12 protein-coding genes are annotated in these 18,933 nt (G+C 63.3%); 4 read left to right on the forward strand and 8 right to left on the reverse strand.

Features of this window, described 5'->3' with window-relative positions:
- On the reverse strand, positions 1-1,040 hold a 1,040-nt coding region (nhaA, locus tag JF616_10575), incomplete at its 3' end, for a Na+/H+ antiporter NhaA (GenBank protein ID MBW8888188.1).
- A gap of 221 nt (positions 1,041-1,261) precedes the next feature.
- Here nhaA and JF616_10580 point away from each other — a divergent pair.
- From JF616_10580 to JF616_10595, 4 genes are all read left to right on the forward strand, one after another.
- A complete protein-coding gene (locus tag JF616_10580; protein MBW8888189.1) occupies positions 1,262-1,600 on the forward strand; it encodes a four-helix bundle copper-binding protein in 339 nt (112 codons plus the stop codon).
- A gap of 31 nt (positions 1,601-1,631) precedes the next feature.
- Entirely contained in the window at positions 1,632-2,147 is a 516-nt protein-coding gene (locus JF616_10585; protein MBW8888190.1) for a MarR family transcriptional regulator, read from the forward strand.
- 74 nt (positions 2,148-2,221) lie between these two features.
- Positions 2,222-3,979 carry a pyruvate oxidase gene (locus JF616_10590; GenBank protein MBW8888191.1) on the forward strand — a complete coding sequence of 586 codons (1,758 nt, stop codon included), beginning with the start codon at positions 2,222-2,224 and terminating at the stop codon, positions 3,977-3,979.
- 5 nt (positions 3,980-3,984) lie between these two features.
- On the forward strand, positions 3,985-5,082 hold the full coding sequence (locus JF616_10595; protein MBW8888192.1) for a mandelate racemase: 1,098 nt from the start codon (positions 3,985-3,987) through the stop codon (positions 5,080-5,082).
- A gap of 3 nt (positions 5,083-5,085) precedes the next feature.
- Here JF616_10595 and JF616_10600 read toward each other — a convergent pair whose 3' ends face one another.
- From JF616_10600 to JF616_10630, 7 genes are all read right to left on the reverse strand, one after another.
- Positions 5,086-6,030 carry a cation transporter gene (locus tag JF616_10600; protein MBW8888193.1) on the reverse strand — a complete coding sequence of 315 codons (945 nt, stop codon included), beginning with the start codon at positions 6,028-6,030 and terminating at the stop codon, positions 5,086-5,088.
- Between the two features lie 54 nt (positions 6,031-6,084).
- Positions 6,085-9,198: an FAD-binding protein gene (locus JF616_10605; GenBank protein MBW8888194.1), complete on the reverse strand. Its 3,114-nt coding sequence runs from the start codon at positions 9,196-9,198 to the stop codon at positions 6,085-6,087.
- Between the two features lie 52 nt (positions 9,199-9,250).
- The gene (locus tag JF616_10610; GenBank protein ID MBW8888195.1) at positions 9,251-9,757 is read right to left on the reverse strand and encodes a DUF421 domain-containing protein; all 507 of its coding nucleotides are present in this window, start codon (positions 9,755-9,757) and stop codon (positions 9,251-9,253) included.
- 119 nt (positions 9,758-9,876) lie between these two features.
- Entirely contained in the window at positions 9,877-11,859 is a 1,983-nt protein-coding gene (locus JF616_10615; protein ID MBW8888196.1) for a BamA/TamA family outer membrane protein, read from the reverse strand.
- 8 nt (positions 11,860-11,867) lie between these two features.
- A complete protein-coding gene (locus JF616_10620; protein MBW8888197.1) occupies positions 11,868-15,779 on the reverse strand; it encodes a translocation/assembly module TamB domain-containing protein in 3,912 nt (1,303 codons plus the stop codon).
- 125 nt (positions 15,780-15,904) lie between these two features.
- Positions 15,905-17,977: a hypothetical protein gene (locus tag JF616_10625; protein MBW8888198.1), complete on the reverse strand. Its 2,073-nt coding sequence runs from the start codon at positions 17,975-17,977 to the stop codon at positions 15,905-15,907.
- Between the two features lie 174 nt (positions 17,978-18,151).
- Positions 18,152-18,826, reverse strand: a complete 675-nt coding sequence (locus JF616_10630) for a hypothetical protein (protein ID MBW8888199.1) — start codon at positions 18,824-18,826, stop codon at positions 18,152-18,154.
- Positions 18,827-18,933: the final 107 nt, after the last annotated feature.

The raw sequence follows: 18,933 nt of genomic DNA on the forward strand, positions 1-18,933 counted from the left end.
AGCATGCCCGCGCCTAGCATATGCTTCCAGTTCACCCCGCCCGAAAGTTTGGGGAAGCCCAGGGCCAACATGGTTTGTACCGCGGCAAAGATTCCAAGGGGCTTCCCCACGACCAGACCCAGGACGATCCCGATGCCGGCCGGGCTGGCGAGGCCGCGCAACACTTCAGGACCGATGCGGACCCCGGCATTGGACAAGGCGAAAAGAGGCAGGATGAAGAAGCTGGTCCAGGGATGCAGGGCTTCCACGATGCGTTGCAAGGGCGACTCCAATGCGATACCGGAAGCATCACTTCGAGACCGCGCGGGTATGGCCCACGCCGTTACGACACCGGCGATGGTCCCGTGCACGCCGGCCTTTTGCAGGAAATGCCAGAGCGCGATTCCCGGGATCGCGTAAAGCCAGGCGCGGCGTAGGCCCGCGCGATTGAAGGCGATCAAGACGGCGACCAGCGCGCCTGCTTCGGCCAAGCCTAGCCAATCGATCCGGCCCGTATAGAATACGGCGATTACGAGAACGGCCCCGAGATCATCGATGATGGCGAGGGCCATCAGGAAGATCTTCACGGAACCCGGGATCCTTTTGCCGAGCAAGGCCATGATCCCCAAAGCGAAGGGGATGTCGGTGGCCACGGGTATCCCCCATCCGCGAAGGGAGGCGTGGCCCGCATTGCAAAGGGCATAGATAAGGGCGGGGACCAGCATGCCGCCCAAGGCGGCTAGGGCGGGAAAAGCAGCGCGGCGTAGGCCGGCGAGTTCCCCGGCAACGGTTTCCCGCTTGATCTCCAGTCCCACCACGAAAAAGAAAACCGCCATCAGGGCGTCGTTGATAACGTGGTGGGGGGTTGTCGCGATTCCGAATGAACCGAGCCCGAAGGAGAGCGGCGCTTCCAGGATGCGGAAATAGGTTTCGGCCCAGGGCGAGTTGGCCCAGGCCAGGGCCGCCGCCAAGGCCAGCAACAAAAGGATCCCGGAGGCGGCCTCCAGACGGGTGAAGAGGCGGATGGATCGGGCGATGCGTTCTATGGGCTGGGTGGGCACGACGTTACGATTGGATTTTTAGGGAGTTTCTCTGGTGGTACGCAATCTTAAGAGTGGCTTGTAATCATACATAGTTTCCGGCCCGGATTCGCCCCCGGCAACCGTCTCGATGGCGATTCCCGGTCCCGGAAAGCGGCTTCGGCCAGCGGGCGGAGGCCTCGCCCGATCCCTATTTTAATTGGGTAGGACCGAACCGGGAGGCAACCATGCGTAACGAGACGATGAACGAAAGGGCCATCGAATTAGGGGCCATCCTGGCGGATTGCATGCGCGCCTGCCAGCAATGCGCGATGGCCTGCCTGCGGGAAGAGGACGCGCGCCAAATGGCCGAATGCGTGCGGCTCGATTGGGATTGCGCCGATGCCTGCGGCCTGGCCTTGGCGTTCCTGGATCGGCAATCCTCCAATTTGGAGGAGGCTTGCGATTTTTGTTCCGCCATCTGCGAAGAGTGCGCGGAAGAATGCTCCAAGCATCCGCACATGGAGCACTGCCGGCTGTGCGCGGATGTCTGCCGGCATTGCGCCGAGGCTTGCGCGGACGTGGCGACGCTTTCGGGGTGAGTTCCCGCGGCGGAATATTACCTTTCCGCCCATGCCTAAACTAACGCCCGCGGAAATCCCCTTATGGCTCCAACTCAACAAGGTTTCCAAGAAATACATGGATGCCTTGGCCGCCAAGCTCGGCCATATCGGGGTCCGCCGCCACTTCTTCCTCTTGGTGGCCATCGGGGAAGCCAAAGGCACCGCCACCCAGCAGGAGCTGGCCGATCTGCTGGATACCGACAAGGTGACCATGGTCAATATCCTGGACTCCCTTTCGGAAGCGGGATTCATCCGGCGCACCGCCAGTAAAGAAGATCGACGCAAGCACTTGATCGTATTGACGCCGAAAGCGGATCGCCACCTGCCTAAGATCCGCAAGGTCATCGCCGATCTGAACCGCAAGGCCCTGGCGGGCCTGCCGGAATCCCTGGCGGCGCATTTTCCCTCGGCGTTGGCGGCCATGAAGGCCGAATTGGAAAAAGTGATCCAGGCCGCCGAGCCGTCGGAGTCCGCCTCGGACGCTCCCCGCCCGGGACGTCGACCGCGTAGCGCCGTCTCCGCCTAGGGCCGAGGCGAATGGTCTTGCGCGGACGTCGCGCAAGGATTTGTTTTCCAGGGACCCGGAACCTGGAGGCAAGCATGGCTGCGAAAACGGCGGCGGATCTGATGGTCGAGATTCTTTCCGATTGGGGCGTGGAAACGGTGTTCGGGTTGCCGGGGGACGGCATCAACGGCATCATGGAGTCCCTCCGCAAGGCCAAGGACAAGATCCGTTTCGTTCAGGTGCGGCACGAGGAATCGGCGGCCTTCATGGCCTGCGCTTACGCCAAGTTCACCGGCAAGCTGGGCGTTTGCCTGGCGACCTCCGGGCCGGGCGGGATCCACTTGCTGAACGGGCTCTACGATGCCAAGCTCGACGGGCAACCGGTGCTGGCGATCACCGGCCACCATTTCCACGATCTCATCGACACCCATGCCCAGCAGGACGTGGACTTGGACCGGGTCTTCACCGACGTGGCATTCTATTCGACCCGCGTCATGGGGGCCGCCCACGTGGAAGGGGTCACCCATCTGGCTTGCCGCACGGCGCTGGCCCGGGGCGGAGTGGCGCATATCAATTTCCCCGTCGACTTGCAGGACGAGAAGCTCAAGGACGCTCATCGATCCAAGCGCAACATCCCCGGGCATACGGTGGAAGTCTTCGCGCGCGCGGCCGGTTTTCCCGCCCCGTCCGATCTGTCCAAGGCGGCGGAGGTCCTCAATGCCGGGAAGAAAGTCGTGATCCTGGCCGGACGCGGGGCCTTGGGCGCCAGGGCCGAGTTGGAGGAGATGGCCGAGAAGTTGGGGGCGCCCATCGTGAAGGCGCTTTTGGGCAAGGCCGCCGTGGCGGACAGGAGCCCTTATACCACGGGGGGCATCGGGCTGTTGGGCACGGCCCCATCCGAGGACGCCATGATGGATTGCGATACCCTCTTCATCGTCGGATCGTCCTTTCCCTATATGGAATTCTATCCGAAGCATGACTCGGTGCGGGGAGTGCAGCTCGATGTCGATCCGGAGCGCATCGGGCTTCGCTTCCCCGTGGAAGCGGGATTGGTGGGCGACACCCGGGAAACGTTGCGACTACTCCTCCCGCTAATTAAACGCAATGAGAACCGGGATTTCCTTTCCAAGGCGCAGGCAGGCATGCGCGATTGGCGGGAGCTGATGGAGGAGCGCGGCACCCGCAAGGACAAACCCATGAAGCCGCAAGTGCCCGCATGGGAGTTGAACAAGCTCATCAAGGACGATGCCATCGTGGTCTGCGACAGCGGAACCATCACGACCTGGTTCGCGCGCCATTTGGAGGCGCGGGGTACGCAGATGTATTCCCTCTCCGGGACCTTGGCCACCATGGCCTGCGGCCTGCCCTATGCCATCGCGGCCCAGATAGCCTTTCCCCAGCGTCAGGTGGTGGCCCTCGTCGGCGACGGGGGCTTCTCCATGTTGATGGCCGAATTCGCCACCGCCGTCAAATACAAGCTGCCCATCAAGATCATCGTCTTCAAGAACAATACCCTGGGGCAGATCAAATGGGAGCAAATGGTCTTCCTGGGCAATCCCGAATACGGCTGCGATTTGCATCCCATCGATTTCGCCGGGGTGGCGCGCAGTTGCGGAGGTGCCGGCTTCTCGGTCGATGACGCGGATATGTGCGGCTCGGTGATCCGCATGGCCCTGGAAACGGAAGGTCCCGCCTTGGTCGAGGCCGTGGTCGATCCCAATACGCCGCCCATGCCCGGGAAAATCAAGGCGCAGCAGGCCGTCCATCTGGCCGAAGCCCTGGCCCGCGGCGAGGTCGACCGCAAGACCATCGTGGCCGAGGTCATCAAGGATCGCGCCCGCGAATTGGTGTAGCCGCCATGGGCCCGCGCGTTGACGTCCCCATCGAAGGCGTGGAGGCTTTCGCCTATCGCATCCCGACGGAGGAACCCGAATCGGACGGGACCTTGGCCTGGGACGCGACCGTGTTGGTGGTGGCCGAAGTCCGCGCCGGAGGGATGGCGGGATGGGGATACACCTACGCCGATGCCGCGGTGGCATCTCTGATACGCAGTAAACTCGCCGACGTCCTGCGCGGCAAGGACGCGTTCGCGACGGAAGCCGCCTGGCAAGCCATGGGGGGCTTCCTCCGCAATCTGGGCGGACCCGGACTTTCCGCCATGGCGGTTTCGGCCCTGGACGTGGGCCTTTGGGATTTGAAGGCCAAGCTCCTGGGCCTGCCCCTGGCCCGCTTGCTGGGGCAGGTCCGGGATGCCGTCGAGGTTTACGGGAGCGGCGGATTCACCAGCTATACCCCGGCCCGATTGCAGAGCCAGCTCGCGGCTTGGGCCTCCGAAGGCATGGCGCGCGTCAAGATGAAGGTGGGCCGTGATCCGGATGCCGATCCCTGGCGCGTGGAAGCGGCCCGGGAAGCCATCGGGGAAACGGCATTGTTCGTGGATGCCAACGGGGCCTACGCGGCGGAACAAGCCATCGGATTGGCGCATCGCTTCGCGGAAGCCGGAGTGGTTTGGTTCGAAGAACCGGTGCCCCACTGGGATCGCGCCGGCACCAGGACCGTGCGGGAACGCATCCCGGCGGGCATGGACGTGGCCGGCGGGGAGTACGGTTACCGCCCGGAGGATTTCCACCTCCTGATCCACCAGGAAACCTTGTCCTTTTTGCAGGCCGATGCGACCCGTTGCGGGGGCATCACCGGCTTCCTGAAAGCCGCGGCCTTGTGCGAGGCGGCCGATATGCCCCTGTCCAGCCATTGCGCGCCTTCCTTGCACGTCGCCCTGGGTTGCGCGGCCCAGCCGATGCGCCACCTGGAATGGTTCCACGATCATGTCCTGATCGAGGAAAAGCTTTTCGAGGGGTTCGCGCGGCCGCGCGCGGGCCGCCTTGCTCCGGATCTATCGCGGCCCGGGTTGGGATTCGAATTCAAACGCGAAGATGCCCGGGCTTTAGCCGTCTAGGACTTACGCCGGCCCGGGCAGCCCATGGGAGCCGCCGCGGTCGAGCGTCTGCCGGACCGCCACGAAAATGCGGGTGATGAAAGGAAAGGCTTCCTGCACGCGGCGCCGGAACGCCTCCGAGGCCCGCCCCACTTCTTCGGCGGTCATGTCGGGGCGGAAACGGAGTTCCATGTTCAGCAGGACTTGATCGGGCCCGAAATGCATGGTGAGGGGCTGACCCGCCTCCAACACCCCGGGCTGGGATTGGGCCATCGCCTTCACCTGGCGCACCACCTCGGGGCCGGTGCTTTCCCCCGTCAGCAGAGCGCGGGTTTCATAGGCCAACACGCCCGAGACCGCTACCAGGGCGACCCCGATGAGGATGGAACCGATCCCGTCCCACACGGGCATGCCCAAAAGTTGATCCGCGGCCAAAGCGCAGAGCGCGATCACGAGCCCTCCCAAAGCGGCCGCATCCTCCGCCAGCACCACGAATACGGAGGGGTTCTTGCTGGCTTGGAAGGAACGCCAAATCCCTTTCCCTCCCCTCCCTTTCCGTAGCGATCGGAACGCGACGCTGAAGGAGTAGCCTTCCGAAACGAAAGCCACGGCCAGCACGGCATAGTTCCAGGCGGGGCGGCTCAAGGGTTCCGGGTGGCGTAGGTGCCGGATGCCTTCCCATACGGACATGCCGCCGCCCAACGCGAAGATGAGGATGGCCACCACGAAACCCCAGAAATATTGCTCCAAACCATGCCCGAAGGGATGCTCGGGATCGGCGGGACGGGAACCGCGTTTCTCCCCCACCAGGAGCAAAGCCTGATCGGTACAGTCCACCACGGAGTGGATGCCCTCGCTCAGCATGGACGAACTGCCGGTCGCCAAGGCGGCGGCGAATTTGGAGACCGCGATGAATAGATTGGCGCCGAAGGCGGCGAATAGGACGAACCGGGATTCCTTGGCGCTCATGGATCCGATCCTCCGCCGCGCATCGCTCTGAAGATATTCACCGGCTTTGGTGATTCACGAACCGCGCCGCCTGGTCCACGGAAGCCGATGGTTCCGGCCTATGGCCAACGCGGTTATGGCCGCGATTCCTATCGCCCCGGCCCACAGGAAAAACCGCAGCTTGGCCCGGCTCTTCGCCTTCGCGAATTGTTCCGTCAGCCGCCTTTGCCCGGCCTCCCCCTTCGCGGCCCGATGCAGAACCTGGGCCAGGTGGACGGGTTTTTGGCCGGGGATTTCCTTCATTTGATTGCGGCAGCTGAATCCGTTGGCGATGGATAAGGCGCCGGCGGGCCTCCGGCGCAGGGCCGGGAACAAGTGCAACTCGCCAATGCGCATTGACACCTCGTGCTTGTCCTTTTCGAAACCGAAGGAGCCGGCCAAGCCGCAGCAACCCGCATCGGGTTCCTCGCAGGTTAGCCCCATGTTCCCGAGGAGCTCGCGATGGCTATCCATCCCGAGGACCGATTTCTGATGGCAATGGCCATGCACCAGGGCCTTGGCGCGCAAGGGCGGCGGCGCATAGCCGGGAACCTCGCGCATCAGGAATTCTTCCAGCAGGAAGGTTTGCTTGGACAAGCGAAGCGCATCCTCGTCCCCGTCCAGCATATTCGCCAACTCGTCGCGGAAAACCGAGACGCAACTGGGCTCCAATCCCACCACCGGTACGCCCGCGCGGATTTGCGGCCGCAACTCGGCCAGGATCTGGCGTAATTGGCGCTTGGCCAAATCCAGCATGCCGTAATCGTAGAGCGGCCGGCCGCAACACAGGGGCCGGCGCGCGAGCATCACCTCGAAACCGGCCGCTTCCAGGACTTCGCAGGCCGAAGCCGCCACCTCGGGCTCGAAGTAATTGTTGAAGGTATCGGCCCAGAGCAGGACCTTCCCGCGCCGGGGCGTCGCTTGCGCGTTACGGTAACGGCGCCGGTACCAATCCCGGAAGGTGAGCCCCGCGAAAGCCGGCATGGATCGCTTCCGGGTCAATCCGCCCAAGGCGCGCGCCATATGGCTAAGCCCGGGAGTCTCGATCACGAAATTCGCCAGGCCAGGGACACGGGCGGCCAAGCGGGCCCACCAATAAATGAGCCCCATGCTATAGGCCGGACGCGGCCGCAATCTTCCGCGGTAGTGCCCCGACAGGAATTCCGCCTTATAGGTGGCCATATCCACCTTCATCGGGCAATCGGTTTTGCAGCCTTTGCAAGCCAGGCAGAGATCGAGCGACTCCTTGACGGCATCCGATCGGAAGCCATCCTTAATGGTGTCGCCCTGCAACATTTCGAAAAGCATGCGCGCCCGGCCCCGGGTGGAATGCTTTTCTTCCCGCGTGGCGCGGTAGCTGGGACACATGACAGTCTTTTCATCGCTCCGGCACGCCCCCACGCCTACGCAGCGCAGTACCGCCCGGGAAAGCTTGGCATCGTCCTTGGGGTACCTGAATTTCGTCTCCGGTCGCGCCGGGCGGAAATTCTCCCCCAAGCGCAGATGGCTGGTGATGGGATTGGCGTCGATGGCCTTGCCGGGATTCATCTTGCCGTCGGGATCCCAGATGGCCTTGAACTCGCGGAAGGCCTGCACCAACTTTTCGCCGTACATCTTGGGCAAAAGTTCCGCGCGCGCTTGGCCGTCCCCGTGTTCGCCGGAAAGCGACCCGCCCATGGAAACGACCAGATCGGCGGCATCACCCATGAAGGAGCGGAAGGCCGTTATGCCCTTGCGCGTCTCCAGATCGAACGGGATGCGGCAATGGATGCAGGCCTGGCCGAAATGGCCGTACAGGGCCGCGTCATAACCGTACTTCCCGAATAGCTTATCCAGGGCGCGCAGGTATTCCGGGAGCCGTTCGGGAGGCACGCTGCTGTCCTCCCAGCCCGGCCAGGTATCCGGCCGGTTGGGCACGCGCGCGGTGGCCGCCAATCCGCCTTCGCGCACGTCCCACATCTTTTGCTCGTCCTCGCGCCGCTCGTACTCCTGGACCTCCGGGGGGTGGGGCTGCGCCTTGAGCCGCGCGATCATGGCCTGGGCTTTCTCATGCAGCGTTTTGCGGTCATCCGCGCCCAGTTCCACCATCAGGAAGCCTTTGCCCTTGGGGAGCAAGGGCAGGGCCTCGGGATGCACGCCCTTCTCGCGCTCGTACCCTACCAGCTTATCGTCCAGGCCCTCCAGCCCGATGGGTCCGAACTTCATGATCTCGATCACGTGTTCGGCCGCCGAGAAGACGTCGGGATATCCCAGCACGATCAGCGCCCGCTGGCTCGGGCTATGGATCAACCGCAGGTCCGCTTCCAGCACGGTAACGCACGTCCCCTCCGTACCGGTCAGGGCGCGCGCCACGTTGAATCCGCTTTCGGGCAGCAGTTGATCGAGATTGAATCCCGAGGAACGCCTGGGAAGCTGGGGCATGCGGGCGCGGATCTCGTCCGCGTATCGATAGCGCAGCTCGCGAAGCTTGCCGTAGATTTCGCCTTGGGGCCCCCCCGCGCTTATGATGGCATCCAACTCTTCTTCGCTCGTAGGTCCCACGCGCATGCGGGCGCCGCGATAGGTCAGTACTTCCAGGGCCAGCACGTTCTCGGCGGTGCGGCCGGCCATCACCGAATGCACGCCGCAGGAATTGTTCCCGATCATGCCGCCCAAGGTGCATTGCCGATGCGTGGCGGGATCGGGCCCGAAGGTGAGGCCGTGGGCCTCGGCGGCTTCGCGCAAGCGATCCAAAACCACTCCGGGTCGCACGCGCGCCATTTTCCGGAACGGGTCGATGCCCACGATCCCGTTCTGGTATTTGGTGAAGTCGAAGACGACGGCCGCATTGCAGGTCTGCCCCGCCAGGCTGGTGCCCGCGCCGCGCGGCAGGATGGGCGCACCGGCGCGGCGGCAAATCCCGATGGCCGCGACCACGTCTTCCTGGGTGCGCGGGACGATCAGGCCGATGGGGACTTGGCGGTAATTGGATCCGTCGGTCGCGTACAAGGCGCGCGCGCCGGCGTCGAAGCGGACTTCGCCGCGGATGCGCGCGCGCAATTCCTCGGCCAAGGCCTCCGCATGGTCCGTGCTCCACGCCCCCGTCCGCGCGGACCGATCGCTTTCGGCATCCGCGGATATTGCCGTCGCTGCTTGAGTCGGGCTTCTCATGGATAACCTCCCGTCGTCATCCGATACGGATGACGACGCCTATGGATGGGACCTATGCCCGCCTGGGGAAGACGCTGATTTCGCCGTTGCATTCCAAGCGGGCCAGCGCGACCTCTTCCGGTTTCATGGCCTTCCCTTTCATGAACAACGCTTCTTGCAAATCGGCATCGCTGATGGCCGTCGCCCGCATGGCGCCGGAATCGATCGCGCCCTCCCGGATCAGGACGACGGGTTTCCCCTTCAGCAGGACTTCCATGCCGCGGTAACGGAAAGCGAGAAGAGCGAGGATGCGGTGGATCAGGATGAAAACGAATCCCACGCCGATGGTCTGGAAGAACGGGGCCGACCCGTTGATGGCGCGGCTCATCACCGAACCGAAGATCACCGAAAGGATGATATCGAAAGGCGCATGGCGCCCCAACATGCGTTTATCGCCCCCGATGCGTATCAGCAGGATGCTCATCAGGTAGATGACCAGGGTACGCAGGGCCATCTGCCACAGATTCGGCCCGCCATCCAAACCGAACAAACCATTCAACCAGGATTGGAGCGGATGCATGGCCTTCCTCACCCGGGACCTATCGCCAATGGCCCCTTTCGGAAAGAACCTTTTGAGCAGGGCCCGGTCAAACGCGGGGTGCGGGCCCTTATATCCTCCATGGGATTAAGCCGAAAAATTCAGAACGCCTGCGCCAAATCGATCACCCACGCATCGGGCCAGGCCCCTCCGCCCGGGGCCCCGTAAGCCAGGTCCAAGCGGAGATGGAAGATACCGAGGATGGGATAGCGCAGGCCTCCGCCATAAGCGACGCCTTGGCCGTCGGGCTGGGAGCTGAACGAAAAGCCGCGGCGCACGTCCCACACCTTGCCGAAATCCCAGAAAGGAACCAGTTGCAAGGGAGCCAGATGGCGCATGGGCCCGCGCGGATCGAACAGGCCGAAATCGAACACGTCCAAACGGGCCTCTCCGGAGACCAGGAAATACGCGGGCTGCAGGCCGGCCGTCACGCAAAAGCCGGCGCTATCCTTCTCCGGGCATAACCGCTGGTACCCGTAGCTGCGCACGCTGCGCCCTCCCCCCAGGAAGAATCGATCGGAGTTGGTTCCCCCTTCGCCGAAGAAACGGCCGCCGTCGAGGCGCGCCGCCAGTTTCACCTGCCGCAGCGGGGGGAAATACCAGCCCGTTTGCGTTTCGATCCAATTATGGCGCAGGCGCGTGAAGGCGATTTCGCCGCCCTCCACGACCGGCCCGCCATTGCCTAGGATGAATGCGGCACGGGCGCCGCGGGTGGGATCGGCGGCATGGTCAAGGAATGCCAACGCCGTGGTCTGGATGAAATTCAGGTTCAGGGAGCGCTCGCGGCCCTCGACCACCATGCGGCTTTTGCCTTCGAGTTCAGCATCCCCGATCAGGCGCAGCCAACGTTTCCATGGGAAGGTGAGCCGCGTGCTGCTGGTCCCGCGGAAATCCCCCCCGAAGCGGCCTTGGCTCGGCGGGACGGGCGGATCCTGGAACCAGTTGGCGTCCGCGTCCTCGTCGAAGCGGACCAGGCGGCCGAAGGTCAAAGGGGATCCGTAGCCGGCGTAGAAGCGCTGGCGGTCCCAGGCCACCGATGCCCCTGCGCGTACTTCGTTCAAGGTCCCCGCCACGTTCTGATGCGCGCCATCGAAGGAAAAACCCGGGCCGTATTGCGATTCCCAGAATACCGAAGCGGTGAGGTTGCCGGGGATCCGTTCCTCGGCGTTGAGGATGAGGGCGCTGAGATGCGAAGGGCCGGGCAGCAGGCTATCCCGCAAGCGAACGTAATCGAATACGCCCGAGTATTGCAGCTTCTCGATCATGCGATCGTTATCCGAGGCCCGCACCGTGTCCCCCGGCTTATAAGGCACCAGGGAGCGGAAGAGGGTATTGAGGGTTATGCCCTGCAGGCTATCGTCCGGCGGGGCGCGCGTATCGCGGATGAGCAGTTTCCCGTACAGAACCGGATAGGAGGGCTCGACCAGGTAATCGATTTTGACGGTCTTCGTGTCGGCCTTCACGTTGACCTTGTTTTCGACCTTGGCGCGGGCGAAACCCGCGTCGCCATAACGGCGCAGCACCACGCGGCGATCCAGGAACAGGTTCTCTTCCATATAAGGCGTGCCCACGCGGCAATGCAATTGCTTGGGGCCCACCACCAAGGCGGGCTGGGGCACGGGTTCGGGCGGGGCCTCCTTCAGGGTATCCACGCGCGACGAATCGATGCCGACGCGCCCGGTATCGCTCGGCGCAGGACCCGCCGTGTCTTGCACCACCACCACCCGCACCGTATCGAACTTGTAACGGGAGCCTTCGTCCACGGTGATGCGGGCGAGCCAATCCTCGGGGCCGCCCGCCCGCTCCAGGACGAGATCCGTTTTCACGTCGAAGAATCCGCTCCGCCGATACAGGTCAGAAACGTTGAAGGAGGCATCTTCCTTCCAGGTGGCGAGGGATTCGCTATCGTATTTCTTGGGATCGAGGGGGATGCTCTCCTTAAGCTTCCGGGCACCGAAGAAGTGATTGCCTTGCAATTGGATTTGGATATGCCCCCAAGCCGGCGGCGCCCACGCCGCCAAGGCCAAAAGAATCAGGGCCGCCGGCGGGACCACGGGCGCGACCGCGATCCGGACGCGGCGCATATTCGACTTCATTCCGAGTCCCTGGCCGCCCGCCGCTCGCCGGCCGTATCGGCGGCTTGCTCTTGCAGCAATTCGCGCATGCTCTCGGGCTTGGACCAACGCCGGACCCAGAAACGGTAGTCGTAGTTGAGCCCCAGGCGTTGCCCGATGCGTTCCTGGTTCGGATCCATGGTCCCCGCCGTATCCGTGTATACGGAAGCGTCGAGGGACACGTTGTTCTTGAGCCGCTTCTTCCACTGCGGATCGCGGACGAGACGGGCCAGGGGCGGGCGCCATTCCAGGGCCATGCGATAGGCCCAGGGATCGTTGTTCTCCGTCTCCTGGGGCCGATAGTAGGATCGCAGGCTGAGCCGGGTGCGCCAGAATTCCTTGCTGATGACCTCCAAGGCCAAGGCCTCGGTGGCCGTATCGGAGGAGGACCCCTGGTTGGAGGCGAGGCTCCCTAGACCAGTAATCTTGGTTTGCGCTATCCAATGGCCGGAAAGCTTGCGGGACGCGCGCGAGAGGTAGTCGCTGGCAAGGGGCTCCAGCAGGGCCAAGGCCTGCTCTTGGTAGGAAAGGCCCGAGCCGCCGCCCGCGAAGGCGGAAGAATAGCATCCGCGCCGCACGGAATAGACCAGGGCGGCCACGTCGGCCCCCGCCCCGTAGGCCCCGCCGCAATCGGTGTCGTAGGAGAATTCCGTCTGCGATAGGGGCCCGGCAAGGCGGTTGATGACCGTACAGGAATCGGTGGTGCCGGCTTCGCAATCCTTGGCCAATTTTTTCCTGGCTTCGAGATCGAGATGGCCCTCCTCCAAGGTGGAGTTGAGCCATTTGATCTCCATGCGGCTCAGATCGTAAGCCTGGGCTTTGGTTCCCAACTGGCCTTCGGTGGAGTTGATGCGGCCCTGCACCAAGGCATAAGGGTAGGTCCCGCGCATGGAGAAATTCCCCACGTAAGCGAACCGCAGCACGTCGGTCTCCACGCGGTTGCCGGAGCCGGCGGTCTCCAGGTCGAGGCGTATCTCCATCGGCCGCGCCGGTCGGGCGCCCCGCGCCTGGGGCTTGCGCTTGAACAGGTTCTGCAGGGTCTCGAAACTGCGCAGGCGGTATTTGACGTTGGAACTATCGAGGCGGGCGCTCGCTTCCAGGAAAGCGAAATCGCTTTGGCTATAGACGCCTCCCGCAGGTTCGGTTTTGGGCGCGCGATAGGTGAAGTTCAGGCGCGAGAAATCGGCCGCCGCGCGCAGCGGGGATTTGACATGCTCGATCGATCCGGACCCGAGCCGGGCCTGGAGTTCCAGTTTAGAAGTATCCGAGCGGAGATCGATGCGTAGGTCCTTGAGCCGGATTTTGTCGCCGGGGCCGAGTTGGGCCAAGAGCCCGTCCCCCTGCAAATGCGCGGTCAACGCATGGGCGTCGCCGAGGTCCATCGCCGCAGTTCCTCCCAGGCTTCCGCTCTTTCCCTTCATGGACAAATCCGGAATCGAGAGACGGCCGCGGACGATATGCAAAGGCGCGGAGAACGACTGGGTATCCAGGCCCGGCACCGCGTATCGCCCGCGCAGGGTGTCCAGATCCATCTTCCAACCGGCTGGTCCTTCCCTGAAGACGACGGCAAAGGGTCCGTACGCATCCAGCCCGAGGATCTCTCCCGACTTTCCCGGCAGGGCGGCATCCCCGCGCAGCGAGACATTCCCGCGGAAGTCCGCATAGGCGCGCATACGTCCGGAAACCCGGAGGAAAAGTTTCCTTCCCACCGCCACCTTAAGGCTGACAACCTGCTCGGCCCTGAGGACCCCGCCCAACCCCAGTTCCAGGGAGTCGGCGAAAAGCGGTTCCTTTTCGGATTGGGTAACCGCCCGGATGATCAGGGAATCCCCGTTCCCCAGCAAGGCGATCTCACGCGCCTTCAGGGTCCCGTTGGTCGCGGCCGGCTGCAAATCGCGGGCATGATAGGCCCCGCGGAACCCGCCCGAATCCGAGTAGTCCAAGCGCCCGTCCAAGCTACCCGAAAGTAAAGGGGGGTGGGCCGAAGCGATGCGCAGGGCCTTGGCCAGATCGAATCGATCGGCTTGCAGGAAAACATGCCGGATGTCCTCGCGGTTTACGGCCGCCAGTTGATGGAATTGGCGGCCGTGCAAGGCCACCTCCCCGCCGCCCCGCAGCGAGTTCCCGCCCAAGGAGGCGTCCAGCTCCGTAACCCGCAAGCTACGTCGATCCCATTCCGCCCGGGCATTGGCTTCCAGCGGCTCCGATCGATAATTCCCGGTGACCCGCGCGTCGGCGCGGCCGGTATGCGCGCTGGTGTCCCACGCGAAGGATGCGCTCATCTTGGGCTTTCGGGCCGCCAAGCTGTCCAGACCCCGGTATGGCAGAGTGTAGATGGCCAAGCCCCGCAGGCGCGCCTCGATGCGATCGGAGCGGAGGCTCGCCTCCGCGGATCCGAAATCGGGATGCCATAAGGTGAAATCGGCCTTCCGGCTGGCGCTGTCCATCGACATGCGGCCGGTCAGGCGCCAGACCACGCCTTTGCGATGCCAGTAAGAAGGGGACAACACGATTCCGTCGGGCCCATAGCGCGCCATCAGGTGGATGGAATCCGCTTCCGCCCCGAAGGCCCGCAATCCGCTCACCACCGCGTCCAGGCCGACCCGTCGCCCCTCCGCGCGCCCTTTCGCCTGCAGCGATCGAAACCGCACATTGGTATCCGCGAAAGCCCGCACCCAAGGTTCTTCGGGAGGGATGGAAAGGGAAAAAGGACCGGCCCATCCGGATGCCGTCTTGCGCAGATCCGCCGACAACCGCGAGCCGTCCCCGGTCGCGATCTCCGCCACCAATGCATCCGGCCCCATACGCGGCGCCTTCACCTGCACGTTGGCCGGCAGGATTTTTCCCGCCGTCGCGATGCGGATATTCCGCGCGTACCCTCGTAAGGAGACCTCCAGATGGCGCGCCAACCAAGCCGCATTGGCGAGGGAATCGAGGGCCAGCGTACGCAAGCCACCCTCCAGCGCGAGGTCCTCCCCTTTCGGCCCACGGCTCCGGAGCGACCACGTCCCGGAGGTATCCCGGAAATCCAAGGACCCGTCCATCTTCTGCGGCCCGATGCGATAGGCGGCCCGCGGATCGAATCCGGAAATATCCGCCGTAAAATTGGAATGGACGCGATAGCCCGTCCCTTGGGCGGCCTGCAGGGAGAAGCGGAGATCCTGGACCAGAGGCAAGGAAGACGGCGCTTTGAATGCTTGTGCATACGGAGCGGAAGAAGCCATGCGTATTCCGACATCCGCTTGCGCACGCAGCAGGTCCGCCTTAGGGCCGCTCGCCACAACTGCCACGCTATCAAGCCCGCGCGCGATTTCGAGGCGCGCATGCAAATTATCGCCTGGCCATTCCATGCTTGTCTTCAAGCTCGGGGCCAGCCCATGCAAGGCCCGGGCGCCTAAGCTTCGGACTTCCAGCGAGGCGGAACGCGGTCCGCCGGTCGCGGCCGTGATCCCATCGGCCTCCGCCAGGAAGCCGGAATCGTCCTCCACCCGTACGCGCCCAACCTCGACGCGGACGGAAACGGGAAGCTTGAAATCCGGAAACGGAAGCGAATCGCGCGCGGGCCGCTTGGCTTTTGGCTTGGCCTCGTCCGCGGGATGCAAAGCGAGGCGAAGGGTATCGAGGGTGAAATCCACCGATGGCGAAAAGCGCCACAGGCTACGGAACAGGTTCGCGGTCACCGCCGTGGCGCCTCCGCGCGCGGTCATTCCGGGAGCATGATAAAGGAGGGAATCGGCCCTAAGTTCCAGGCTCCAACGCCAACGCGCGTTCACCAGCCGCAACGATCCCGTTCCGACCTTGATGTCCCGGCCCAGATAATGCCCCACCGCCCAGTGGCCGGCGAGATAAATCAGCGGGATCAGGACCAGCGTTAGGACGAACCAAATCATCAAAACGCGTTTCAGCCATTTGCCCATGGACCCATGCCGGAATCGGGGAACCGCCTTGTTGGGAAAATAAACGGCGGCGGCAAGGCGCGGAAGGATTTCCGCGGCGGGAATTCAGCAGCCGGAATTCAACGGCGCAGGTAACCGAAAGTGAAGAAGAGGTTTTCGCTTTTATTGGTCAGGGCCCGGAATTCGCCTTGGCTCCCTTGGATGGTCTTCAGATCGCCCGTAGTGGTGAGCGTTCCATGGGCGATGTAGGCGCCGTTTCCGACTTGGCCGCCCCGCGCGGAAACGGGCCACCAAGCGAGGCTCAACAGGTAATTCCCGTCCTTGTCCTTACGCAAACGCGCCAGATCGGCCGCGCTCACGTCCCCGATGGCTTTGTTCACGTATACGCCCAGGTTATCGAAGAAGGAAAGATCGTAATGGAAAGGGGCGTTTACCTTCAATGAAATCAAATAGGGTTTCGTGTTCTTGGAGTTGGCATTCACCGCGTCCGAAAACACGACGTTCACGGAAGGGGGGCAATTCAGGCAGACTCCCGGCGTTACGGATTGATCGATGATGAGGATGGAGTTCGGCAACGAAATCGGCCCGTCCAGCTTGGGGACGGTAACCAGGCCCGAACCCTTTGTCTCCAATTCATACACCGCTTTCGGCAAAACTCCGCCCACCGGAACGTAGTCCTTCATGTTGCTCGGGTTGCCTTGGGCGTCCGCGACGCCGGCCGCGCCGGACTTGATGCGGAGGGAATCCCCCGGAAGCGGGAAAACGGATCCGTCGAAGGTGTAAACATAGGTGTTACCCCCAGTCGATTGCACGGAAACCACCTTGATCTTGCCGCTTGGATCGGAAGCGCCCGGCCGCTTGATATCGAAAGGGAATCCGCCCGCGAGATCCGCCTTCACGGCTTCCGAGAAGGTCACGGTGAGGGTGGGCTTATCGCTCGCGTTCGCGGGAGGAACGGACACCGCCGAAGCGATGCGCGGGCCCACGCCATCGCCGATCACGAAGGAGGCGCCGTCGAATACCTTGCCATCCGCCAGGATCTTCCCGTAGGGTTTGGGATCGAAGCCGGTGCCGGCCGCGAACTCCTTATCCTTGAACGTCGCCAGGATATGGGTCCCATCGATCCGCGCGATATCCGCCGCCAGGACCGTCACCGTGGAGGAAGGATTGAAGGGATCCTGGAGTTGGATCTGGGTCGGGAGGCTGCCGATGGCTTTGGGGAACTCCACCCATACCTGATCGATGCGCCCGTTCCCGTCCGCGTCCTGGTACAAGGCCTTCGCGACGGCAATCAGGCTATCGGGCTGCGGATTGGGGTTAGGATTCGGATTGGAGCCCAACCCGGACAAGGGCGCCACGTCATCCATGTTAGCCGCGACGAAAGGCTGGGCCACGTAATTGGTGGTATCCCCGATCTTCTTGGAGGCGAGATAATCGACGAAAAGCATGGTTCCGTTCCCGTCGGCGACGAACAGATGGCCTTTGCCGTCCACGGTGCCTTGATCGAAACTGGCTCCCGCGAAGGTCCGGGTGGACACGATCAGCCCGTTGGCCGGATTGATCTGAACGATGTTCTCCCCGCCGAAGAGCATCAATTGGCCCGTGTAGGAATCGAACGCCATGCCGTGCCCGCCTTGCAGGTTCTTGATCAGGCGATGGGTAGTGAAGGTCTGTAAATCCAAGGTCCCGAAATTCCCGACTCCGTCCGTTCCGCTGCTGGTGTAAAAGGCATGGCTCGCGTCCTGGAAGGCCAGGGAAGTGACCTTGGTGTCATCGCCGGTCAACGGGATGGCGGTCCCGTCCGCGAAGGGCGCCAAGGGTATTTTCGCCAAGCCCCCCGGAATGCCGCTCGCCCAAGCGTATTGTTGGCCGGGATCCAAGGCCATATGGTAGGCCTCCACCCCGCCCGCGGTGTGGGTGACCACGGCTTGGGTCGCAATGTTGATCTTGTGGACCTTATCGCCTTGCCCGCCGACCAGTAGCTCGCTATCCGGGGCGAAGATCAATCCGTCGGACCCGTCGGTCTTGGCCACGTTGACGACGGCGCCCACCACCAATTTTGTCCCATCGTAATTGAAGCTGATCTTGTTGACGTCGGCCCCGCCCTTATAGGTAGTGAAATAGAGATCCCCGGAGGTGCCCGCGGCCCATACGGCGGCACACATGGAGGAAACGCCCAGTACGATCGGCAACAAACGCCTCAAGTTCCGCGCGGATGGAAGGGACATATCGGGTCCTCCGGAAATGGCTTCGGTACGGGTCAAAATGCTCATCTAAGATAACCCGCGCAACCGAATGCGCGTGATCGAAAATGGGCTATTACTGCCAAGCCGGGTGGGGCCGCGGTTTCTCCGATTTGTCGGGGTTCAGTTTGCCCGGGCGGGCCCGGGATCAGGGAGGATGAGGAAAACCCCCGTCAGCTTCCCGTCTTTCAAGGTCAGGGATGCCCATTGGGAGGTGTCGGCGGAAGCCAGGCGCCGCCGGGCGTCATCCCGGAGCTTTCCTTTCGGATCCAGGAAGTCCTCCCGTTCTTCGTCGGCGAGATAGCCCAAGGCCTTCCCCCAATCGCGCTTCGAAACCGCTTGGAAAAAAGCCTCCGCGGCCCGCTTCAATTCCAACTCCGCCGCCTCCGCGCGGTTCGAATCCGGAACCACGGCGAAACCGGTATCGGGATCATCCTGCCGGTTCAAGCTGTCCGGTCGTCCCTGGGCCAACACCGGCAGCACGTCGGGGAGCCCGTAGATAAGTCCTTTGCGGACTTCGATAAGCGGATTGTTAAGCAGGGTCGCCCTCCGGATCGCGCGCACCCGGTCCCTGTATTCGGGTAGGATCCCCTCCGTCCCATCCGCCAGTTTAGCGCGATCTTCCGGGCCCAGATAGCCGGCGGCGGCCCGGTAGTCCCGTTTCGAAAGCGCCAGGGAAAAAGAGGTAAGGACGTCCAGACGCTCTTGCTGCGGGTCTGAAAACCGCGGGAAGGCGGAGGAAGAGCAGCCGACAAGACCGACCACCACTATCAGCGCAAGCGGTAAGCATGAACGCATAGCGACCCCCTCTATCCCGGTACGCCGGGGATGCGTCCGAGATTAGTTAATTTATTTAACTATTTAGGATTCCGCACGGTACTTTCGGCTCCCAGGGCTTTTTCCCG

The sequence above is a fragment of the Fibrobacterota bacterium genome (assembly GCA_019509785.1).
In the GTDB taxonomy this organism is placed as follows: domain Bacteria; phylum Fibrobacterota; class Fibrobacteria; order UBA11236; family UBA11236; genus Chersky-265.